Raw genomic sequence first — 20,646 nt, 5'->3', positions numbered from 1 at the left:
ACCGTCGCGTCGAACGGACCGAACTACTTCGGCTTCGTGATCGGCGCTGCGCTGCCGGCCGCGGCGGCGGCCGAGCGGCTGATGCTCGCATGGGACCAGTGCGCGTCGTCGTATGCGAATTCGCCGGTGGCCGCGACGATCGAACGCCAGGCCGCGCGCTGGGTCGTCGACGTGCTCGGGTTGCCCGAAGGCAGCGCGGTCGGCTTCGGCACGAGCGCGACGGCTTGCACACTCGTCGCGCTGGTGGCCGCGCGGCGCGCGCTGCTCGCAGGCAAGGGCTGGGACATCGACGCGGACGGCCTGATCGGCGCGCCCGAAGTGAAGGTCGTGATCTCCGAGCTTGCGCACATCACGGTGAAGAAGGCGCTGCGCGTGCTCGGTTTCGGGATGAAGCGCCTCATCGTCGCGCCGGTCGACCCGCACGGTCGCATCGACCCGGCGCAATTGCCGCCGCTCGACGACATGACGATCCTCTGCGTGCAGGCCGGCGAAGTGAACACCGGCGAGTTCGATCCGTTCGCGGCGCTGATTCCGCCCGCGAAGGCGGCCGGTGCGTGGGTGCACGTCGACGGCGCGTTCGGCCTGTGGGCTCGCGCATCGTCGAAGCGTGCACTGACCGACGGCATCGACGGCGCGGACAGCTGGACCACCGACGGCCACAAGTGGCTCAACACGCCGTACGACGGCGCGATGGTGATCTGCCGCGACGCGGCCGCGCTCGCGACCGCGATGAACAGCGACGCCGTCTACCTGAGCGGCGCACAGGACGCGCAGAAGAACCTGAACCTCGAATTCTCGCGACGCGCGCGCGGCATCCCCGTGTGGGCTGCACTGCGTTCGCTCGGCCGCGCCGGCGTGGCCACGATGGTCGAGCAGCATTGCGCGCAGGCGGCGCGGGTCGCGGACGGCCTGCGTGCCGCCGGCTACGACGTGCTGAACCGCGTCGTGCTGAACCAGGTGCTCGTGCGCGCCGGCACCGACGACGAAACGGCGGCGATCCTCGCGGCTGCGCAGGCGTCGGGCGACGTGTGGTTCGGCGCGACGGTGTGGCAGGGGCGGCCGGCGTTCCGGATCAGCATGTCGTCGTGGCGCACCGAAGATGCGCACATCGATCGTCTCGTGGCCTTGCTGACGGCGTTGCGCGGCGTGCACGTGCGCTGAGCGGCGGCGCGGAGGTTCACTCAATCACGCGCGCCGCATACCCCGCATCGTCAGCGCACCGAGTCGGGAAACGCGTTCCCCGCAACCGCCTCGGCCGCAACCTTCAGGCACTCGATGAAATGCAGCGCGGCCGGCGTCAGCAACGCATGCCGCCGCATCACGATCGCGACCGTCAACGCGGGCATCGGCTCGGCGAGATCCAGCGCGACGATGCCGCGTGACTTGCGTTCGACGTCGGCGAGCGGCCGTGCGAACACGCCGAGCGCATCCGTTTGCGATACGAGCCCGAGTGTCGCGGCAAACGACGGGCAATGGACCACCCGCTTCGGCACATCGATGCCGAACGGCATGAAGATCGAGCGCACCAGATCGTCTCCCCCGTCGCCGTAGCGCGGCACGCACCACTGCGCATCGACGAGCTCGCGCAGCGAGCGCGCGCGCGCGAGCCGATGCCGATTTCTCGCGACGACCGCGAACGCGGTCCGGAACAACGGAATGCTCGCGAATTCGTCGGGGTCCGGCAGCGCGTTCGACAACTGGTGCGTGACGATGAAGTCGAGCGAGCCGTCCCGCAGCCGCGCGAGATCCGTCGCGGTCAGCGCATCGTCCACGTTCAGCGTTGCGCCGGGCAGGTCGCGTGAGAACGCGGCGAACGCGTGCGGCAGGAGCGTCAGCGCGACCGTCGGGCTGACCGCGATCGACACCGAGCCGGTCGTGCCCAGCCGCAACTGCTCGATTTCGTCGCGCGTACGCTGGATCTCCTCGACGATCAGCCGCGCGCGAATCGCAAACGCGCTGCCATAGTCGGTCAGCGCAATCCCCTTCACGCTGCGCACGACGAGCGGCACGCCGAGTTCCTGTTCGAGCTCGCGCACGATGCTGCTGATCGCCGGTTGCGTGACGCCGAGCGCGCGTGCCGCGCCGCGAATGGTGCGATGCTCGGCGACCGCGAGAAACGCATCGAGCTGCTTGAGCTTCATGGGTGACCGATCCGAATGCGAAGGAAGCGCGGGGTTCCGGGCGGAACGCCGGGTGAAAAGGAAAATTTATCGTCTACAACGAAATCTTGGATTTTTCTTATTGGATCGAGTGTATATGCTCGGTGCTTTTCAGGAGCGGTCACGATGATTCTCGTTAACCAGCAACGGCTGTGGGATTCGCTGATGAAGATGGCGACGATCGGCGCGACCGCGCACGGCGGCAGCTGCCGGCTCGCGCTGAGCGACGACGACGCGCTCGGCCGGCGCCGCTTCATCGCGTGGTGCGAAGCAGCCGGTTGCGAGATCCGCATCGATCCGATCGGCAACGTGTTCGCGCGCCGGCCGGGTACGGAACCCGGCTTGCCGGCCGTGATGTGCGGCAGCCATCTCGACACGCAGCCGCTCGGCGGCCGCTTCGACGGCGTCTATGGCGTGCTGGCAGGCCTCGAGGCGATTCGTACGCTGAACGAGCACGGCATCGCGACGCGGCATCCGATCGACGTCGTCGCGTGGACCAATGAAGAGGGTTCGCGTTTCACGCCGGGCATGATGGGCTCGGCGGTTTATGCCGGCGCGCTGGATCTCGACTACGCACTGGATCGCCCGTGCATGCAGACGGGCGCGCTGCTGCGCGACGAACTCGCACGCACGGGCTTCGCCGGTCCCGCGCGCGAGCGGCAGATGCCGAAAGCGTATTTCGAAGCGCATATCGAGCAAGGGCCGGTGCTGGAGCAGGCCGGGTTGCCGATCGGCGTCGTGACCGGCGTGCAGGGCATCTACGAACTCGACGTCACGGTGACCGGCTTCGAATCGCATGCGGGCACGACGCCGATGAGCGTGCGCCGTGACGCGATGGGCGTCGCGGCCGCGATGATCGCGGCGATCGTCGAGCACGGCCACGCGTTCGACGACGATGCACGCGTGACGGTCGGCCATGTCGCGTGCCAGCCGAACTCGCCGAGCACGATTCCGGGCAAGGTCCGGTTCAGCGTCGACGTGCGCCACCCGTCGCGGCCGGCGTTGCAGCAACTGGTCGCCGACATCGAGGCGATCTGCATGCAGCGCACCGCGCTGCGCGGCACCAGCGTGCAGGTGCAGACGATCGCCGAATACGAGCCGGTGGTGTTCGATGCGGAATGCGTCGAGCGCGTGCGGCAGGCAACGGCCGCCGCCGGCTATCCGTACAAGGAGATGTGCAGCGGCGCGGGGCATGACGCGGTGAACCTGTCGTACGTCGCACCTTCTGCGATGGTGTTCGTGCCGTGCAAGGCCGGCTTGAGCCACAACGAAGCGGAAGATGCCGATCCGGCGCACCTCGCGCAAGGCGCGTCGGTGCTGGCGAACCTGCTGGCCGATTGCGCGCGCTAGTCACGCGCGATGGCGGGATCCGCGACACCTCTGCAAGCGTGAAATGTCGGACAATGGCCGCTGCGCGCGCTACGCGGGCGCAGCGTTCAACCGAAGCATTCACGCTTGTGAGATCCCCATGTCGACTCCCTTTCCCCGGGAACTGCTGAAGGCCGCCGATATCGCGAAGATGGAACCGGCGCGCGCGGTGCATTCGCTGAATCCCAATGCCGTTCGTCTCAAGCGACAACTCAGCGACCTGACCGGCCTGACGCAATTCGGTGTTCATCTGCTCACGCTGATGCCCGGTCACGAATCGGCCGAGTATCACCGTCACCTGTACGAAGAAGAGTTCGTGTACGTGCTGTCCGGTACGGGCGCGGTCACGATCGGCGAGCGCACCGATCCAATCGGGCCCGGCGATTTTCTGGGCTTTCCGCGCGGCGGTGAAGCGCATACGGTGCAGAACACCGGCGATGCGCCGCTGGAGCTGCTCGTCGGCGGGCAGCGGCTCGAACACGACGTCTGCGAATACCCGCGAGTCGGCAAGCGGCTCTACATCGCGGGTGAGCTTGAAGACTATGTCGATCTGCCGAAGCAGCCTTGATCGGCAATCGTGCATTCAATGCCCCATTCCGCATAAAAACTGAATCAATTGCCTCTTGTTTAGATAAACAAAATAAAAATTCGTAAAAATACGGGGTAGAGAAAACGCGTTTATTTGGGCACGCTTGTGCCCATTGTCCGTTCTTGGGCGCCGGCATTTCGACTTGCCGGCGCATCGTTTTCCAGGTGTGCGAATACGGAAATAACTACGCGCACCCGGGATTTTCGACCGATCGGCCGGGCAAGCTGAATTCATCAAAAGCATCCTGATTAAAAACTCAGTAGTTCGAATCAACATCCTGATTCAAGAACGATACGGAGACAGGCGATGTCGAGGAACTTGGGGTGGGGAACGGCGCTGCTGGCGCTGTGTGTTGCCTTGGCTTCTTGCGGCGGCGATGGCGATTCGCCGTCGGCGGCCGCTGCAAACCTGTCGGCTGCCGCGCAATCGCAAGGCAATGAAAACGGCAACGGCGGCAACGAAAACAGCAACGAAAATGACAACAGCAACGGCAACGAAGCGGCAAAGAAAAACGCCGACATCCGCGTTGCGCAGTACGTCAATCCGCTGATCGGCACCGACTACGCGACCGACCAGCCGGCCGACCCGGTCGGCTCGGGCCTGGGTGGCGGCACGTTCCCGGGGCCGACGGTGCCCTTCGGAATGATGCAATGGAGCCCGATGACGCCGACCGCCCAATACGACAGCAGCAAGGGCGACGGCTCCGGCTTCTCCGGCGGCTACTGGTACGGCGACACGTCGATCAATGCGTTCAGCATCCTGCACCTGAGCGGCACCGGCTGCTGGGCGAACGGCGGCTACCTGAACGTGATGCCGCAGCTCGCGCCCGGCGACGCCGGCACGCCGGCCAGCTTCACTCACGCAAACGAAACCGCGCTGGCCGGCTATTACGGCGTCACGCTTGGCAACGGCATCAAGGCCGAGCTGACGACGACGGTGCGCACCGGCTTCGCGCGCTTCACGTATCCGGCACTCGCGCAGGGCCAGCAGGCGACGATCGCGATCGATCCGACCGTGCTGAACAACCGCGCGCAAGGCACGACGAGCGACACGATCAGCCAAGTCGGCGACCGCGCGTTGTCGGGCACGATCGCGGGCGGCGGGTTCTGCTGGGCCGGGCATGCGGTGCCCGTCTACTACTACGCGGAATTCAGCCAGCCGTTCGCGGCGAAGCCGACGCTGTCGAACAACAGCCCCGTGACCGTCACCTTCAATGTCGACCGCAAGCATCCCGACGTGATGATGAAGCTCGGCATCTCGTTCGTCAGCGAAGCGAACGCGAAGGCGAACCTGCGCGCGGAGAATCCGGAAACGGACGCGCAAGGCAGCCGGAACTGGCGTTTCGACAAGGTGCGCAGCGCGGCGAGCGCCGCGTGGAACGCGCGCCTGAACGCGATCCAGGTCACGGGCGGCAGCGACGCCGACAAGACGAAGTTCTACACCGCGCTGTACCACGCGTCGCTGCACCCGAACGTGTTCAACGACGTGAACGGCCAGTATCCGGATTTCTACGCGTCGAACAGTGCGTCGACCGCACCGACGAAGCAGGTCGAGAAAGGCCGCACGATGTACGCGAACTTCTCCGGCTGGGACATCGACCGTTCGTTCATCCAGTTGCAGGCGCTGCTCGATCCGGTGCGGACCAGCGACATCGTGCAGTCGCTCGTGCTCGATGCGAAAGCGTGCGGCGCGTTCCCGCGCTGGGCGTACTTCAATACCGAGACGGCCGTGATGCCGGGCGACGCGGGCTCGATCATCGTCGCGAACGCGCATGCGTTCGGCGCGACGAACTTCGACACGCAGGCCGCGCTGTCGATCATGAAGAACAGCACGGCGCCGGGCGCCGCGTGCGCCGGCACGCCGGTGATGGGCAGCCGCGCGGACTACGACCGGCTCGGTTACGTGCCGTCGTCGGGTTCGGGCGACAACCAGACCGCCTCGAACACGCTCGAATACGCGGTGCGCGATTTCGCGGTGTCGCGTTTCGCGACGGCGCTCGGCGACACGGCAACGGCCGGCACGCTGCTGAAGTCGAGCGGCAACTGGCAAAACCTGTTCGACCAGGGCGCGATCCAGCCGAAGACGTCGGCCGGTGCATGGGTCACCGACGGCACGGGCTTCATGGAAGGCAATTCCGAGCAGTACACGTGGTACGTGCCGCACGATCTCGCCGGCGTGGTTGCGCAGGCCGGCGGTGCCGCACCGGTCGTCAAGCGGCTCGATACGTTCTTCACGCACCTGAACATCGGCACCGTGCAGCCGTATTTCTACGTCGGCAACGAAGTGACGATGGCCGTGCCGTGGGTCTACGCATGGGCCGGTGCGCCGTCGCATACGCAGCGCGTGCTGCATGCGTCGCTCGCGAACGAGTTCGGCACCGGCGCGGCCGGGCTGCCGGGCAACGACGATCTCGGCGCGATCTCGGGCTGGTACGTGTGGGCCGCGCTCGGTCTCTATCCGGTGGTACCGGGCGTGAGCGGCGTCGCGGTGTCGAGCCCGCAGTTCGAGAAGATCACGGTGCGCGTCGGGCAGAAGGACGGCAGCTACCGCCTGCTGCACATCGCTGCGCCGGGCGCAGGCTCGGGCGACAGTGCGTCGTTCTATGTGAAGTCGCTGAAGCTGAACGGCGCGCCGTATTCGACCGCGTGGCTGCCGTTCGAACAGATCGCGAAGGGCGGGAAGCTGTCGTACGCGATGACGGCCGACGCGAGCGCGACGACCTGGGGCACCGACGCATCGGCGATGCCGTCGTTCCCGCAGGCGGCGAGCGCGCCGTAACGGTCGGGAAGATCAACGAGCGGTTCTGGCCAACAGGATCGACGCAGAGAGAGGGAGGGACGAACGGATGAAGCTACGTCATGTGGTGGGTATCGGGTGCCTTGCCGTGCTGTCGGGGTGCGGGGGCGATCAGTCGCCGACGGATGCGAGCGTGCTCGCGCAGCGGTCGAATGCGCAGGGCAGCCAGAACGATCAAGGCAACCAGAACGACCAGGGCGATCAGAACGATCAAGGCGAAAACGGCGGCGCGGCCAAACGGTCGGTGCTGCACAGCGTCGACCCGATGATCGGCACCGCCAATCTCGACATCAACGCGGACTGGAGCAGCGGCGTGCGCGGTCACGGCCACGTGTATCCGGGCGCTACCGTGCCGTTCGGGATGGTGCAGCTCGGGCCGGACACGACCGGCGGCGCGCACACGCTGCCTTGGAACTGGGATCGCACGTCGGGCTACCAGTACGACGATCCGCTCATCACCGGCTTCACGCATACGCACCTGTCGGGCACCGGCATCGGCTCGGGCGGCGAGGTGCGGTTCCTGCCGACGCTCGCGCCGGTCGACACTGCGACGCTGGCGAAGGTCGCCGCCGATGCGTCGATCACCTACAACGCGTCGTTCAGCCACGACGACGAAACCGCGAGCCCAGGCTACTACCGCGTGAAGATGGCGCCGGTCGGCAGCGGCAATACGCCATGGAACGTGCAGGGCGCGAAGATCCTCGCGGAGATGACGGCCACCGCGCATGCGGGCGTGCATCGCTACACGTATTTCCCGAGCGCGGCCGCGCAGAAGCGCAGCATGATCGTCAGCATCGACAACCCGATCGGCGGCTCGACCGCGAGCGGCAAGATCCAGGTCATCGACGCGCAGACGATCGCCGGCTGGGAGATCACGAACAACTGGGCGAACAACAAGCCGACGTATTTCGTCGCGCGTTTCTCGAAGCCGTTCGATACGAAGCACGTCGCGTTCAGCGCCGACGGCTTCAAGGCCTACCTGACGTTCGCCGACGGTAACGACAGCAGCGCGGTCACGGTGAAGGTCGGCATCTCGCCGTCGAGCATCGCGGATGCGCAGGCCAATCTCGCAGCGGAAGTCGGCGCGAAGTCGTTCGACCAGGTGCGTGGGGCGGCCGAGCGCGTGTGGAGCACCGCGCTCGACCGGATCCGGATCAAGGGCGGCAGCGCCGACCAGCGGACGATGTTCTACACGTCGCTGTATCGCACGATGCTCGCGCCGACCGTCTACAACAATGCGGACGGCAGCTACGTCGGCACCGATTCGACCAACGACGGCACGACGTCGCCGCCGACCACGAGCAAGCATGCGAATCCGGGCTTCGACTATTCGTCGACGTTCTCGCTGTGGGACACCTTCCGCGCCGAGTCGCCGTTGATGACGCTGGTGCAGCCCGAACGCGTCGACGGCTGGGTGAAGTCGCTGCTCACGCAGTTCAGGCAGAACGGCAAGGGCGAGCTGCCGGTGTGGCCGCTCGCGCAGACGGAAACCTTCACGATGGCCGGCCATCCGTCGATCCCGCTGATCGCGGATGCGTACCTGAAGCACCTGACGAGCGCGGGCATCGATGACATCTGGACCGCGTTGACGACCACGCAGAGCGCGAGCGCGCACGGCTTCGACCAGTATCGTCAGAGCGGCTACGTGTACGCGGGCGACAACGCCTCGGTGTCGACGACCCAGGACTATGCGTTCGACGACTGGGCGACGGCCGCGGTCGGCAAGGCGGCGGGCAAGAGCACGGCCGACTACCGGCCCTACCTGCAACGCAGCCAGAACTACCGGAACGTGTTCAACCCGGTGCCGAACAACGGCTGGAAATTCTCGCAGCCGAAGGATTCGCAGGGCAACTGGGTGGCGGGCTTCGACCCGACGGCGGCGGAGAAGACGGATTTCTCCGAGTCGAATTCGTGGGTCGATACGTGGAACATCTTCCACGACTTCCCGGGCCTCGTTGCGTTGCTTGGCGGCAAGAGCCAGTTCATCGCGCAGCTCGATCGCACGTTCGATCCGGCCAACCCGCTGACCTTCCTCTACAACCAGGGCTTTCCGGACCTGACCGGCCGCAGCGGCCAGTTCTTCGCGGGCAACGAGCCGGCGAACCACCTGCCGTACCTGTACGACGTCGCGGGCATGCCGTCGAAGACGCAGGATCGCGTGCGCACGGTGATGGACGACATGTACTCGCTGACGCTGACGGCCGGCGATCGCGCGCTCTTGAGCGGCGACAGCCTGAAGGCCGCGCTTGCCGACCCGCGCCGCGTGCGCGACTCGGCGATTCCCGGCAACGACGATTGCGGGCAGCTGTCCGCGTGGTACGTGCTGTCCGCGCTCGGCATCTATTCGCTGAATCCGGTGGGCGGCGTGTTCTACCTCGGCACGCCGCTGTTCGAGGAAGCGACGATCGACATCCCGGTCGCATCGGGAGGCGGAGACAGCAAGGGCCTGAAGTTCGGCGCGACGCGGCGTTTCAAGGTGACCGCGCATACGGCCGGCGGCGGCGCGCCGTCATCGGTGAATCGCTACGTCCAGTCGGTGCGCCTGAACGGCACGCCGCTGCATCGGCCGTACATCACGTACGACGAGATGAAGGCGGGCGGCACGCTCGACTTCGTGATGGGGGCGACGCCGAACGACGCATGGGTCAGCACCTGGAACGGGCAGGATCCCAACAGCGCGTTCGCACCGTCGCTGGCGTTGGCAGGCAAGTAATCGGCAAACGGCCCGCTTCGATGCGGGCCGTGTTCCTTCATCCGGCAGTACGGGTCTCGACCGCGAGGCCGGCCGCTTTCCATTCCGGAAATCCGTCTTCCAGCCGCGTGGCCTTGAAGCCGCGCGCGCGCAATGCGGCGACGGCTTCGACCGCAAACACGCAGTACGGGCCGCGGCAGTAGGCGACGATCTCCGTCCCGGCCGGCAACTCGCTCACGCGCGCATCGAGCTCGGACAGCGGGATGTTCAGCGCGCCCGGCAGGTGCCCTTCGGCGAATTCGTCCTGCGGCCGCACGTCCAGCAGCGTGACGAGGCCGTCCGCGAGCCGGGCGGTCAGTTCGTCGCGCGATACGGGCTCCAGCGCATCGCGCGCGTGGAAGTAGTCGCCCATCACCTTGTTGACTTCGGCGACGTTGCGCTCGCCCACGCGGCCGAGCGCCTTCATCAGCACGACGACCTCGCTGTCGCCGGCGAGGCGGTACACGATGTGCTTGCCGCGCCGCTCGGTATCGACGAGGCGCGCGCGCCGCAGGATCTGCAGGTGCCGCGACGTGTTCGCGAACGTCATCCCCGACAGCGCCGTCAGTTCCTCGACCGACCGCTCGCGCTGGGCGAGGTGCTCCAGCAATTCGAGCCGGTTTGGATGGCCGAGCGCCTGCGCGACCTCGGCGAGGCTCGCATAAATCGCTTGCTTGGGTCCCGTGCTTGACACGTGGCCTCTCCTCGATCAATCATTCATCAAATTGATTGAATGTTACCGCATTCGCGGGACGGAGGCAATTCGATGATCGTCAGACCCTTCCTGCATCCCGATACGGGAGGCATTTCATACCTGTTCGGCTGCGGCGGCAAGGCGACCGGCGCGGTGGTCGATCCGGTCGCCGATCCGGCCGACTACCTGCGCGCGGCCGAGGCCGTCGGCATGAAGATCGCGTACGTGATCGATACCCACGTGCATGCGGATCATCGGTCGACCGGCCGGGCGCTGGCCGATGCGGCCGGCGCGGCGTACGTGCTGTTCGCGCGGGCCGACGTCGTCGTGCCGTTTACCGGCGTTGTCGAAGGCGACCAACTCGTGCTCGGCAACGTCGTCGTCGACGTGCTGCATACGCCGGGCCACACGCCCGAGCACATCAGCCTGCTGGTGACGGACCGCACGCGCGCCGACGAACCGTGGTTCGTGCTGACCGGCCACACGCTGATGATCGGCGACGTCGGCCGCACCGAGCTGGCCGTCAGCGCCGAAACGGGCGCGCGCGACCTGTTCCGCAGCGTCCGACGGCTCGCCGCGCTGCCCGATCACGTCGAGGTGCTGCCCGGCGCGTTCTCGGGCTCCGTGTGCGGCCGCGGGCTCAGTGGCAAGCCTGCGTCGACGATCGGTTTCGAGCGGCGCTACAACGCGGCGTTGCGCATCGACGACGAAGACGCATTCGTCCGCTTCATGCTGACCGATGTGCCGCCCGCACCGCCGGCCGCCGCGCGATTGCGCGCGGTCAACGCGGGGCGCGACGCGGCAGGGGGCTGATGCGATGGCCAACGTAACGATGGCGCGCGGCGGGCGCGCAGTGGCGCTCGGCCTGCGCGAGAACTGGCGGCAATTCGCGTTGCTCGTGCTGGTCAACGCGTTCGTCGGCGGGATGGTCGGCATCGAGCGCACCGTCGTGCCGCTGATCGGTTCGGAGCAGTTCCACCTCGAGTCGACCGCGCTGATCACGTCGTTCATCGTCAGCTTCGGGCTGGTCAAGGCGTTCGCGAACCTCGTGTCGGGTCAGCTCGCCGATACGTGGGGCCGCAAGCGCGTGCTGATCGCCGGCTGGCTGCTCGGCCTGCCGGTGCCGTTCATGATCATCGCGGCGCCGAACTGGGAATGGGTGATCGCCGCGAACGTGCTGCTCGGGCTGAGCCAGGGGTTCGCGTGGTCGATGACGGTGATCATGAAGGTGGACCTCGTCGGCCCGAAAAGCCGTGGTCTCACGGTCGGCCTGAACGAATTCGCCGGCTATTTCGCGGTGGGTGCGACCGCGTTCGCGACCGGCTATCTCGCGAGCCGCTACGGGCTGCGGCCGACGCCGATCTATCTCGGCGTGTTCTACGCGATCGCGGGCCTGCTGCTGTCGATCCTCGTCGTGCGCGACACGCGCGAGCATGTGCGGCTGGAAAGCGGCCAGCCGGCCGGCGCGTCCGCGCTGTCGTTCCGCGAAGTCTTCATGCTGACGTCGTTCCGCAACCGCAACCTGTTCGCGGCGTCGCAGGCCGGCATGATCAACAACCTCAACGACGGGATGAGCTGGGGCATCTTCCCGCTGTTCTTCACGACGCTCGGGCTCGGCATCGAGCGGATCGGCATCCTGAAGGCCGTCTATCCGGTCGTATGGGGCAGTTGCCAGATCGTCACCGGGCCGCTGAGCGACCGGTGGGGGCGCAAGGGGCTGATCGTCGCCGGGATGTGGGTGCAGGCGGCCGGGCTCGCGCTGACCGCGCTGACGGGGCAGTTCCGCTGGTGGCTCGTTGCGAGCGTATTGCTCGGGCTCGGCACGGCGATGGTCTATCCGAGCCTGATCGCGGCCGTGTCCGATGCATCCGAGCCCGGCTGGCGCGCGCGCTCGCTGAGCGTGTACCGGTTCTGGCGCGATCTCGGCTATGCGATCGGCGCGCTGTCGGCCGGCCTGATGGCCGACCGCTTCGGCTTCGCCGCCGCGATCCTCGTGGTGGCCGCCGTGACGTTCGCGTCGGGGGGCGTCGTCGCGATTATGATGCGGGAACGCCACTGACTGGGTTCCCCGATATGGACGCGCCGCTCCCGCCGATCTCTGTTCCGATTTCCGAAACGGAACCTGAAACCGAAACCGTCGCCGAGCCGCGCGCGTCGCGGCTGCATCGGCCGGTTGCGCTCGTCACCGGATCGACGTCGGGGATCGGCGCGGCGATCGCGCGCCGCCTGGCGGCGGACGGCTATGCGGTGATCCTGCATTCGCGCAGCTCGGCCGACGTGGGGCGCGCGATGGCGCGCGAACTCGGCGCGGCCTATGTGCAGGCCGATCTCGCGGACGATGCCGAACGCGTGCGGCTGATCCGCGAAGCCGTTGCCGTGCACGGGCGGCTCGACGTGCTCGTCAACAATGCGGGCGTCAGCCGCGTGATTCCGCACGACGACCTCGGTGCGGCGACCCCCGACGTGTGGCGCGAGATGTACGAGATCAACGTGATCGCGCCGTTCCGGCTCGTCGCCGAAGCGGAAGCCGCGCTGCGCGAGGCGGCGTCGCACGGGCGGGCCGGGTGCGTGGTGAACGTCAGTTCGCATGCGGGCGTGCGGCCGAAAGGCGCGTCGATTCCGTATGCGGCGGCGAAGGCGGCGCTCAATCACACGACACGGCTGCTCGCGAAAACGCTCGCGCCGGCGATTCGCGTCAATGCGGTGGCGCCGGGGCTCGTCGATACGCCGCTCACGGCCGACTGGACGGACGCGCAGCAGCTCTGGCGCGAGCGCGCGCCGATGCGCCGCGCGGCGACGCCGGACGACATCGCGCAGACGGTCGCGATGCTCGTCGCGTCCGACTACGTGACGGGCGAGATCGTGATGCTCGACGGGGGAATGAATCTGACTTGAAGCGGTGAAGCGGTGAAGCGGTGAAGCGGTGAAGCGGTGAAGCGGTGAAGCGGTAAAGCGGTAAAGCGGTAAAGCGGCCGCGCACCCGCGCGCACGCATCACGCGCGCGATTGCCGCGGCCGCTTGCTTGCCGAACGACGCGATCAGCCGAGGCGCGACCGCAGTTGCGCGAGCGCCTGATCGTGCGTGCGCTCGAACTTCAGCGGCGTGACGGCGACATACCCTTCACCCAGGGCGACCGTTTCCGAATCCGCATCGTCGTCGCGCGGCGCGCGGGCGAGCTTTAGCCAGTGATACTCGATGTCGCGCGGGTCGCGCCCCGACACGATCTCGACACCCTGCAGCGTACCGGCGCCCTGGTTCGTCACCTTGAGGCCACGCACGTCCTGCGCGGGCCGCGGCGGGAAATTCACGTTCAGGCACGCGTCGCTGTCCCAGCCGGCCGCGACGAGCCGGCGAATCACGTCCGGCGCAAGCGCGAGCGCCGTGTCCCACGGCACTGCGTTGCGATCGGTGAACGCCTGGCTCAGCGCGATGGCCGGCACGCCGACCAGCATGCTCGTCATCGCGGCGCCGACCGTGCCGGAAAACACCGTTTCGGTACCGAGGTTCCCGCCGCGATTCACGCCGGACAGCACGATGTCGGGCCGTGCATCCTTCATCAGGTGGCTGATCGCGATCGCGACGCAATCGCCGGGCGTGCCGCGCACCGCGAAACGGCGTTCGCCCTTGCGATGCACGCGCAGCGGTTCGTGCAGGCTCAGTGAGTGCGACGTGCCGCTCTGGTCCTCCGCCGGTGCGACGATCCACACTTCACGCGCCAGTTGCGTGGCGACCTGTTCGAGCACGTCAAGGCCGGGGGCGTCGATTCCGTCGTCGTTGGTGAGCAGGACACGATCGAACAGCGGGCGGGTTTCTTGCATCGGGACGATCCTCGCGGAGAAGGGGGAAGGAGAGGGAGGTGCAGCGTGGCGCAAGCCACAAGGCTAGCATTCCCGCGTGAGAATCGTCGTGTCGCGCGGTGGGCGCAGGTGTGAAAACGGGCGCATCGCGCGCCCGTTGGTCGGTGTTCGTGCCGCGCCGTGCACGGCGGGTCGGAACCGCTCAGCCGAGCAGATGCCGCAGCAGGCCGGCCGACACGACGCCGACGATGACGGTCGGCAGGATCGACAGGCGCGTCGCCGCGATCAGCGTAATGGCCAGCGCAAGCAGGTCGGCCGGGCGCGTCGATACGAAGGCCGGCGCGATCACCGAGATCAGCACGCAGCCGGGCACGTTCTCCATCACCGACGCCATCCGCGGGCTCAGCGTGCGGTTGCGCAGCAGCACGTAGCCGAGGATGCGCGACAGATAGGTGGTCGACGCCATCAGCACGATCGTCGCGACCGTGCTGAAATCCGGGAAATCAGGCATCGCGCGGCTCCCACAGCAGCGCGGCGATCAGCCCCGCGCAGGCGCCGGCCGCGACGTACCACGCGCCGGGCACGGCCAGGTGCGTGGCCGCGGCGACGACGAGGCTCACGAACCACGGGCGGCTCGCGCGCATCCCTTTCCACATCCCGCGCAGCAGCACCAGAAACACGGCCGTGAATGCCATGTCGAAGCCATATTGCTCGACGTTGCCGATCGTCGGGCCGACTGCCGCGCCGAGCGTGGTCATCGAGATCCACGTCAGGTAGAGCCCCACGCAGATGCCCGCGTAATAGGGCACGCTGATGTGCGTGGCCGAGCGGGCCCTTGCATCGGCGAGCGACATCGCCCAGCTTTCGTCGCACATGAAGAACAGTGCGAACAACGCGCGGCGGCGCGGCAGGCGGCGGATATACGGCTCGAATGCGGCGCCCATCAGGATGTGGCGCGAATTCACGAGGAACGACATCGCGACGATCAGCGCGATGTGCGGCGGCGAAGTCCACAGATGGATCGCCGCGAATTCGGAGCCGCCGCCGAAGTTCATGCCGGTCATCATCGGCACTTCGAACAGGCTCAGCCCTTTCTGCGCGGCCTGCGCGCCCAGCACGAGCGCGAACGGCACGAAACCCAGCATGACGGGCAGCGCCGCGCGCAAACCGCGACCCATCTCGGCGACATAGGCGGGCTTGTCGCGAAGCCCTGACGACGTTGAAACGCTACTGCTCATTACTCCTCCTTCGGGGGAGGAATTGTCTGCTTTTTTGACTCGAATCGGGTTGCGTTGTGGCCAGATTTTTCTCAGAATTTGGCATTGAACGCGTGATATGAAAATTTTTTGGAATCGGATGCCAAATGAAACTTGACGCCATCGACCGACGGATCCTGAGCGCGCTCCAGCGCGACGGCCGCATGCAGAACGTGGAGCTCGCACACGAGGTCGGGCTGTCGCCGTCGCCGTGCCTGCGGCGCGTGCGGCTTCTCGAGGAAGCCGGAGTGATCGAGAAATACGTGGCCGTGCTGAATCCCGCGAAAGTCGGCAAGGGGCTGACGATCTTCACGCGCGTGTGGCTGAAGGGGCAGGACGCGGAATCGGTGAACCGCTTCGCCGAGGCCGTCCAGCAGATGCCGGAAGTCGTCGAATGCCACCTGATGGCGGGCGATTGCGATTTTCTGCTGCGCGTCGTCGCGGCCGACATCGACGACTATCGGCGCTTCCAGATGGAAACCCTCACGCGCATTCCGGGCGTGCTGAGCGTGAAGACCGACATTCCGATGCAGAAGGTCAAGCTCACGTCGGCGCTGCCGACCTAGCGCGACGCGCGTCCGCGGCTACGCGACGACGACGGGTCGACGAGCGGTCACGGCTCGGTGACAATCGTCCGATAGACTGACGAATCACGCCGCGTTGAACCTGTCGCTTGTGTCGTCACGCGACGTTCGATGCGCAAGCAACTAACGGTCAATGTCGACGCGATCGGGCAGGCGGCGCTGCGCGCCGGGTCGCGTGCAGATGCAGATGCGTTTCCTCTTGTCGGGCCATTCATGCAGCCAATCAACACTCCGTGGAATTCGCTGGAAATCGTCAAGCTCGTGCTGGGCGTGCTGACGCCGTTGTCGGTCGCGTGTCTCGGCTGGCTCGTCGCGCGCCGGCTGAAGCGGCTCGAACTCGTGCAGTGGACCAACCAGCGATTGATCGAGAAGCGGCTCGCGCTGTACGACGCGGTCGCGCCGCAGCTCAATGCGTTGCTGTGCTTCTACACGTGGATCGGCTACTGGAAGGACATCTCGCCGGACGACGTGATCCGCGCGAAGCGCGACCTCGACCGCACGTTCCATATCTACCGCTACCTGTTCGACGACGACGTGTACGACGCGTATCACACGTACATCCATGCGCTGTTCGACATGCATACGGGCCCGGGGCGCGATGCGCGGATCCGCTCGCTGATCCAGGCGCCCGACGGCGACCGCAGCGTGCACGGCTCGTATGAATGGAAACCGGTGTGGTCCGATCGCTTCGCGACCGCGAATGTCGTGCCGAAGGACGACGTGCTGCGGCACTACACGGAGTTGATGGAGCGGCTGCGCGTGGCGCTGGGCGCGACACGCTGAAGGCTTCGGCACCTGCGCACCGCTTCACGCCGGTATCGAAATCCGTCACCGGGCGGCGCGAATACCCGCCCTCGCACATGAAGCGGATGCGGAGCCAGGCTGCTGCTGACATGCTCGCGCCATCTCCACTCGCGCGAGGTCCGTATGGTTGTCGATACCGGCTGCCGGCCGCTCATGATCCGTTCGCCCGAAGCGGGCCGGCAGCGTCTCTTCTCCGTTGGTTCTTCCCATCCGCATGACGTGCCGTTGCCGATCGACCCGGAGGTCGGCGACATCGTCTTCATCCGCGTGACCGTTCGGCCGTTTCTCGAAGTCGCGAGCGCGACGCGCTCGTGGACGAATCACGTCGGGATCGTGATCGGCGAGCGCGGCGGTGAGCCGCTGATCGCGGAGAGCACGTTTCCGCTGTCGCGCGTCACGACGATGTCGCGGTTTCTTGCGCGCTCCGATCGCGGCGCGTGCGTGATCGCGCGGTTGAAGCAACCGCTCGATGCCGAGCAGCGACGCCGGCTCGTGGCGGCTGCGATGCGCCGGATCGGCGTGGTCTACGACACGGGGTTCAATCTCGCGTCGCGCCGGCAGTTCTGCTCGCGGTTCGTGCGCGAGGTCGTGCGCGATGCGACACGGATCATGCTCGGCGACGTCGAGACTTTCGACATGCTGCTGCGCCGGAATCCCGACCATCCGCTCGGCTTCTGGAAGATCTGGTACTTCGGCCGGATTCCGTGGCGCCGCCGCACGGTGACGCCGGCGAGCTTGCTGGGGAGCGGGGCGTTGCGGGTGGTGGCGGATACGCGCGCTGGTGACGCAGGATGACGGAGTGGGAATCGGTGATGCCCCTGCCTGCCGACGTGGTGGAATGTAGCGCTTCGATACGTCGGCTTGCGGGCGGTTCAGGCGAACGAAATCACGAGCCTTTTGCCGCAAGCCGCCGCGTACTTGCGCAGCGTATCGATGGACGGGGAATGCTGGCCGGTTGCGAGCGCACGCTCAAGCCGCGTTATAGCCGGTGCCTTCGTGCCCATACGCTCCGCCACATCGGCTTGAGACAGGCCGGCCTCTCGTCGGGCCGCCAGCATTGCGTCGAGCAGTGCGAATTCCTCGCGGTTCAGTCGTTCGAATTCAGCGCGCACCTCGGGATCGGTCAATGCACGCTCGCGCAGTTCCTTATACGTTGCCATCTCGAACCTCCTTCAATCGACGGCGCGCAATTTCCAGTTCCTTCTGTGGCGTCTTTTGTGTTTTCTTCACAAAGCAATGAAGCATGACGATACGCCTCTCGACGATCGCACAATAAAACACTCGGGCGATACCTTCCGCGCCCTTCAATCGCATTTCGTACAGTCCGTTTCCCATCGATTGCGTGTGGGGTTCGCCCAGGTTCGGGCCGTACTGTTCCATGCGATCAACGAGCGCATAGAACCGGGCGATGAGTGTCTTGGGTAACGCTGTCACGCCCTCCTCGACACGCTCATTGAAGAACCGTATTTCGTACGCGTTGTTCAGCACAGTAACAAATATGTTATGTCGATGCAAGAACTGTGGCCAGCCGCGACTGTGGATGCAGGCGGCTGGTCAGACGTGCAGCAGGGTTGAAGTCGCCGTTACGTAAGCTGGGGGCTTCGGCGAGGCTGTATGCGCCCGACTGTTCTCAGGCAATCCGGAGGCGGCAAGGTGCGCAATTCGTTGCCGGCGCGTGCTACGCGCGATGGAAGCGTTGTGGTGTTAGCTCCGCCCCGCCACCGCCAACCGCGCCGCCAGCCCCACGAACACCGACCCGAGCAGATACTGCGGCACCTTCGACGGGCGGCGGCGCGCGCCGATCCGCTGGCTCAGCCGGCTCGCGGACAGGATGACCGCGCCGTTCACGACGAGGCCGATCAGGTTCAGCACCGTCGCGAGCACGAGAATCTGCACGGCGATCGAACCGTGTTCGGGCCGCACGAACTGCGGAAACAGTGCGAGCACGAACAGCGCCATCTTCGGGTTCAGGAGGTTCGTCGTCAGCCCCTGGCGGAAGATCGCCGCGGTCGAGTGGCGACGCTGCGACGCGACGGGCGACAGCGCGGTCGCATCCGAACGGAACGTCTTCCACGCGAGATACAGCAGATAGGCCGCGCCCGCGAAGCGCACGACGTCATAGGCGAGCGGCGCCGCGACGAACAGTTGCGACAACCCGAGCGCGGCCGCCAGCGCGTGGCAGTAGGTGCCGGCCTGGATGCCCGCGAGTGTCGCGAAGCCTGCACGGCGGCCCTGGCTCACGCTGCGGGACGCGATCAGCAGCATGTCGGGGCCCGGCGTGGCGGTCAGCGCGAGACACGCGCCGGAGAACAGCGCGAGTGTGGAGAGGTCGATCATGGGAGTCCCTTTCGTGGATGCAGCGTAAAAGGGAGGTCAGTTTAGGAGGGCGCGCGAGGCCGGTCAATCGAACGAACGGACGATGGCCCGGCGGAAGGGCGAGGCCGATCATCAGCACACGTGCGCTGCTTGCGACACGTCGCCAATGCCCGACACCGCTTCGACGGCACGCGCCAAAACAACGCCTTGCGTGAACGATCGTCGCACCGCTCAACGCTTGCGGCAGGCCACCTGATAATCGATCACGGTGTTCTCCGACGGCTTGTCTGGCTCGCCGCCGACCGTCGTCACGCCGAGCACGCCGGCCGCGCTCCGGTAGCGCAGCGCGCAATAGCCCATTCCTGTGCCTGAACACGCTTCGGCTTCGATGATGCCGTGCTTCGCGAGCGTCGCCGCGCCGTCCATCGCATCGGGTTTCTCGCGCGGGCGCAGTGGTTGCCAGCCTTTCGCGATCAGGATCCGGCGCGCGACGTCGAGCGGCTTGCCGTACACGTTGGGCACGACCGCGCGCCCCTGGCAGTAGGTGCTTTCAGCCGCGACGCGCGTCAGGCGCAGGCCGCCGTTCTCTTCGTGCAGCTCGCCGACGGGCGGTGCCGGGCCATCGCCGCCCCAGATCAGCAGCGCGCCGCTTTCCAGCCGATCGGCCGTGCCGAGCTGCCAGCCGGCCTTGCGCGCCGTGTAGCCGAGCGCGACGAGCGTCGTGCCGTCGAACACGCCGATGTTGCCGTTGCGCGCGAAACAGATCGCACTCGTGCCGGCGCTGAATCCGCTCGCGAACGTGACGACCGTGTAGCGGCCGAGCGGTGCTTCCGACGTCACGATCCAGTCGCGCTTGGCGACTTCACGGCCGGCCGCGGTGGTCGTCTTTGCGCGATATTGCGTGCAGAACGAGTCGAGCGAGCCGTTCTCCGGCGAGTGCGGCAGCACGCCGAGCGGCACCAGCGACGCACCGGCGATATCGGAGGCCGTCCGCAGTGGATCGGCCGATGCCGTGCCACCGAGTACGGCACACGCAACGGCCGCGATCGAAACGATCGAAGCCGGACGGCGGGCAAACGGCAAGGCAACGAAACGGGACACGCTGGCGGTCTCCGAGGAAAGGGGGACGGGCGCGATGACCGCGGGTTTTCTCGTGCGTGTCACGGCCGCGCGCCTGCGTGTCACTGGCGACTCAGCCCTTCGCGACGACGTCGATCCGCAGCGCTTCGCCGCCTGCGACGATCGCCAGCAGGCGATCGACGTTCGGATGCGCGCCCGGGCGGTTGCGTGCGTCGGCCGTATGTTCGGCGAACACCGCGAGGCCGTGCTCGGCGGCTTTCGCGTCGAGCGTGCCGAATGCCTGCTTCAGGTAGTGGTACACCGCGAGCGAGCCTTGCTTGCCCGGCTGGTTTTCGATGGTCGCGACCACGTCGCCGTTCGCGCCGACGAGATCGATGCGCTCGACGCCGTCGATGGCCGGCAGTTGCGCGAGGTTGTCCTTGAATACTTGGGTCGGTTGAATCACTGAAAACACTCCGTCGGTTCGGTCAGA

General features: G+C 66.7%; 21 protein-coding genes. 11 read left to right on the top strand and 10 right to left on the bottom strand.

Translation table 11 applies throughout. The annotated features are described in order from the left end of the window. Positions 1-1,161: pyridoxal-dependent decarboxylase (locus G3N99_RS15050; protein ID WP_206122776.1), on the top strand; the 1,161-nt coding region annotated here is incomplete at its 5' end. Between the two features lie 50 nt (positions 1,162-1,211). Here G3N99_RS15050 and G3N99_RS15045 read toward each other — a convergent pair. Further along, the gene (locus G3N99_RS15045) at positions 1,212-2,141 is read right to left on the bottom strand and encodes a LysR substrate-binding domain-containing protein (RefSeq protein ID WP_206122775.1); all 930 of its coding nucleotides are present in this window, start codon (positions 2,139-2,141) and stop codon (positions 1,212-1,214) included. Between the two features lie 144 nt (positions 2,142-2,285). On the opposite strand from G3N99_RS15045, the gene G3N99_RS15040 reads away from it, so the two are divergent. The 4 genes from G3N99_RS15040 to G3N99_RS15025 all read left to right on the top strand — a co-directional run bounded on the left by G3N99_RS15040 (position 2,286) and on the right by G3N99_RS15025 (position 9,625). Beyond that, on the top strand, positions 2,286-3,509 hold the full coding sequence (locus G3N99_RS15040) for a Zn-dependent hydrolase (RefSeq protein WP_206122774.1): 1,224 nt from the start codon (positions 2,286-2,288) through the stop codon (positions 3,507-3,509). A gap of 118 nt (positions 3,510-3,627) precedes the next feature. Continuing rightward, the gene (locus G3N99_RS15035; RefSeq protein ID WP_174939546.1) at positions 3,628-4,095 is read left to right on the top strand and encodes a cupin domain-containing protein; all 468 of its coding nucleotides are present in this window, start codon (positions 3,628-3,630) and stop codon (positions 4,093-4,095) included. Between the two features lie 327 nt (positions 4,096-4,422). Then, the gene (locus G3N99_RS15030; protein WP_206122773.1) at positions 4,423-6,894 is read left to right on the top strand and encodes a GH92 family glycosyl hydrolase; all 2,472 of its coding nucleotides are present in this window, start codon (positions 4,423-4,425) and stop codon (positions 6,892-6,894) included. Positions 6,895-6,961: 67 nt separating this feature from the next. Further along, on the top strand, positions 6,962-9,625 hold the full coding sequence (locus G3N99_RS15025) for a GH92 family glycosyl hydrolase (RefSeq protein ID WP_206122772.1): 2,664 nt from the start codon (positions 6,962-6,964) through the stop codon (positions 9,623-9,625). Between the two features lie 37 nt (positions 9,626-9,662). Here the strand turns inward: G3N99_RS15025 and G3N99_RS15020 are convergent, their stop codons facing one another. After that, positions 9,663-10,337, bottom strand: coding sequence for a metalloregulator ArsR/SmtB family transcription factor (locus G3N99_RS15020; protein ID WP_206122771.1), 675 nt, complete (start codon positions 10,335-10,337; stop codon positions 9,663-9,665). A gap of 72 nt (positions 10,338-10,409) precedes the next feature. On the opposite strand from G3N99_RS15020, the gene G3N99_RS15015 reads away from it, so the two are divergent. The 3 genes from G3N99_RS15015 to G3N99_RS15005 are packed head-to-tail and all read left to right on the top strand — an operon-like array spanning position 10,410 to position 13,232. Then, positions 10,410-11,150 carry an MBL fold metallo-hydrolase gene (locus G3N99_RS15015; RefSeq protein WP_206122770.1) on the top strand — a complete coding sequence of 247 codons (741 nt, stop codon included), beginning with the start codon at positions 10,410-10,412 and terminating at the stop codon, positions 11,148-11,150. Between the two features lie 4 nt (positions 11,151-11,154). Continuing rightward, positions 11,155-12,396: an MFS transporter gene (locus tag G3N99_RS15010; RefSeq protein WP_206122769.1), complete on the top strand. Its 1,242-nt coding sequence runs from the start codon at positions 11,155-11,157 to the stop codon at positions 12,394-12,396. A 14-nt stretch (positions 12,397-12,410) separates the two neighbouring features. Then, entirely contained in the window at positions 12,411-13,232 is an 822-nt protein-coding gene (locus G3N99_RS15005) for an SDR family oxidoreductase (RefSeq protein WP_206122768.1), read from the top strand. Positions 13,233-13,375: 143 nt separating this feature from the next. Here G3N99_RS15005 and surE read toward each other — a convergent pair whose 3' ends face one another. The 3 genes from surE to G3N99_RS14990 all read right to left on the bottom strand — a co-directional run bounded on the left by surE (position 13,376) and on the right by G3N99_RS14990 (position 15,372). After that, positions 13,376-14,155, bottom strand: a complete 780-nt coding sequence (gene surE / locus G3N99_RS15000; protein WP_206122767.1) for a 5'/3'-nucleotidase SurE — start codon at positions 14,153-14,155, stop codon at positions 13,376-13,378. A gap of 181 nt (positions 14,156-14,336) precedes the next feature. Then, complete coding sequence (locus G3N99_RS14995; RefSeq protein ID WP_011356491.1) at positions 14,337-14,645, bottom strand: AzlD family protein; 309 nt, start codon at positions 14,643-14,645, stop codon at positions 14,337-14,339. Further along, positions 14,638-15,372: an AzlC family ABC transporter permease gene (locus G3N99_RS14990; RefSeq protein WP_174939530.1), complete on the bottom strand. Its 735-nt coding sequence runs from the start codon at positions 15,370-15,372 to the stop codon at positions 14,638-14,640. The genes G3N99_RS14995 and G3N99_RS14990 overlap by 8 nt, the downstream gene beginning before the upstream one ends. 125 nt (positions 15,373-15,497) lie before the next feature. Between G3N99_RS14990 and G3N99_RS14985 the strand changes: the two genes are divergently transcribed. From G3N99_RS14985 to G3N99_RS14975, 3 genes are all read left to right on the top strand, one after another. Next, positions 15,498-15,956 carry an Lrp/AsnC family transcriptional regulator gene (locus G3N99_RS14985; RefSeq protein ID WP_012365188.1) on the top strand — a complete coding sequence of 153 codons (459 nt, stop codon included), beginning with the start codon at positions 15,498-15,500 and terminating at the stop codon, positions 15,954-15,956. Positions 15,957-16,187: 231 nt separating this feature from the next. Beyond that, complete coding sequence (locus G3N99_RS14980) at positions 16,188-16,757, top strand: hypothetical protein (RefSeq protein WP_041493684.1); 570 nt, start codon at positions 16,188-16,190, stop codon at positions 16,755-16,757. A gap of 144 nt (positions 16,758-16,901) precedes the next feature. Continuing rightward, entirely contained in the window at positions 16,902-17,573 is a 672-nt protein-coding gene (locus G3N99_RS14975) for a YebB family permuted papain-like enzyme (protein WP_206122766.1), read from the top strand. A 77-nt stretch (positions 17,574-17,650) separates the two neighbouring features. Here G3N99_RS14975 and G3N99_RS14970 read toward each other — a convergent pair whose 3' ends face one another. From G3N99_RS14970 to G3N99_RS14950, 5 genes are all read right to left on the bottom strand, one after another. After that, positions 17,651-17,938 (bottom strand): helix-turn-helix transcriptional regulator, encoded by a 288-nt coding sequence (locus G3N99_RS14970; protein ID WP_174939525.1) that lies wholly within the window; start codon positions 17,936-17,938, stop codon positions 17,651-17,653. Then, a complete protein-coding gene (locus tag G3N99_RS14965) occupies positions 17,925-18,266 on the bottom strand; it encodes a type II toxin-antitoxin system RelE/ParE family toxin (RefSeq protein WP_174939652.1) in 342 nt (113 codons plus the stop codon). Before G3N99_RS14965 ends, G3N99_RS14970 begins: the two co-directional genes overlap by 14 nt. A gap of 216 nt (positions 18,267-18,482) precedes the next feature. Beyond that, the gene (locus G3N99_RS14960; RefSeq protein ID WP_206122765.1) at positions 18,483-19,115 is read right to left on the bottom strand and encodes a LysE family translocator; all 633 of its coding nucleotides are present in this window, start codon (positions 19,113-19,115) and stop codon (positions 18,483-18,485) included. 210 nt (positions 19,116-19,325) lie between these two features. Further along, the gene (locus G3N99_RS14955) at positions 19,326-20,195 is read right to left on the bottom strand and encodes a hypothetical protein (RefSeq protein WP_206122764.1); all 870 of its coding nucleotides are present in this window, start codon (positions 20,193-20,195) and stop codon (positions 19,326-19,328) included. A 91-nt stretch (positions 20,196-20,286) separates the two neighbouring features. Next, complete coding sequence (locus tag G3N99_RS14950) at positions 20,287-20,619, bottom strand: DUF2322 family protein (protein ID WP_174939798.1); 333 nt, start codon at positions 20,617-20,619, stop codon at positions 20,287-20,289. Positions 20,620-20,646 lie beyond the last annotated feature (27 nt).

This window comes from Burkholderia sp. Ac-20392 (assembly GCF_017104585.1).
GTDB classification, from domain to species: Bacteria; Pseudomonadota; Gammaproteobacteria; order Burkholderiales; family Burkholderiaceae; genus Burkholderia; species Burkholderia lata.
The sequence above is the reverse complement of the archived record's forward strand: the minus strand, read 5'-3'. Positions and strand labels throughout refer to the sequence as shown.

Excerpts from the sequence above, each read along its gene's own strand:
- G3N99_RS14970 (WP_174939525.1), bottom strand. The coding sequence starts at position 17,938 with ATGGCAACGTATAAGGAACTGCGCGAGCGTGCATTGACCGATCCCGAG.
- G3N99_RS14995 (WP_011356491.1), bottom strand. The coding sequence starts at position 14,645 with ATGCCTGATTTCCCGGATTTCAGCACGGTCGCGACGATCGTGCTGATG.
- G3N99_RS15035 (WP_174939546.1), top strand. The coding sequence starts at position 3,628 with ATGTCGACTCCCTTTCCCCGGGAACTGCTGAAGGCCGCCGATATCGCG.
- G3N99_RS14960 (WP_206122765.1), bottom strand. The coding sequence starts at position 19,115 with ATGATCGACCTCTCCACACTCGCGCTGTTCTCCGGCGCGTGTCTCGCG.
- surE (WP_206122767.1), bottom strand. The coding sequence starts at position 14,155 with ATGCAAGAAACCCGCCCGCTGTTCGATCGTGTCCTGCTCACCAACGAC.
- G3N99_RS14990 (WP_174939530.1), bottom strand. The coding sequence starts at position 15,372 with ATGAGCAGTAGCGTTTCAACGTCGTCAGGGCTTCGCGACAAGCCCGCC.
- G3N99_RS14985 (WP_012365188.1), top strand. The coding sequence starts at position 15,498 with ATGAAACTTGACGCCATCGACCGACGGATCCTGAGCGCGCTCCAGCGC.
- G3N99_RS15030 (WP_206122773.1), top strand. The coding sequence starts at position 4,423 with ATGTCGAGGAACTTGGGGTGGGGAACGGCGCTGCTGGCGCTGTGTGTT.
- G3N99_RS15005 (WP_206122768.1), top strand. The coding sequence starts at position 12,411 with ATGGACGCGCCGCTCCCGCCGATCTCTGTTCCGATTTCCGAAACGGAA.
- G3N99_RS15025 (WP_206122772.1), top strand. The coding sequence starts at position 6,962 with ATGAAGCTACGTCATGTGGTGGGTATCGGGTGCCTTGCCGTGCTGTCG.
- G3N99_RS14975 (WP_206122766.1), top strand. The coding sequence starts at position 16,902 with ATGGTTGTCGATACCGGCTGCCGGCCGCTCATGATCCGTTCGCCCGAA.
- G3N99_RS15010 (WP_206122769.1), top strand. The coding sequence starts at position 11,155 with ATGGCCAACGTAACGATGGCGCGCGGCGGGCGCGCAGTGGCGCTCGGC.
- G3N99_RS15045 (WP_206122775.1), bottom strand. The coding sequence starts at position 2,141 with ATGAAGCTCAAGCAGCTCGATGCGTTTCTCGCGGTCGCCGAGCATCGC.
- G3N99_RS15015 (WP_206122770.1), top strand. The coding sequence starts at position 10,410 with ATGATCGTCAGACCCTTCCTGCATCCCGATACGGGAGGCATTTCATAC.
- G3N99_RS15040 (WP_206122774.1), top strand. The coding sequence starts at position 2,286 with ATGATTCTCGTTAACCAGCAACGGCTGTGGGATTCGCTGATGAAGATG.
- G3N99_RS14980 (WP_041493684.1), top strand. The coding sequence starts at position 16,188 with ATGCAGCCAATCAACACTCCGTGGAATTCGCTGGAAATCGTCAAGCTC.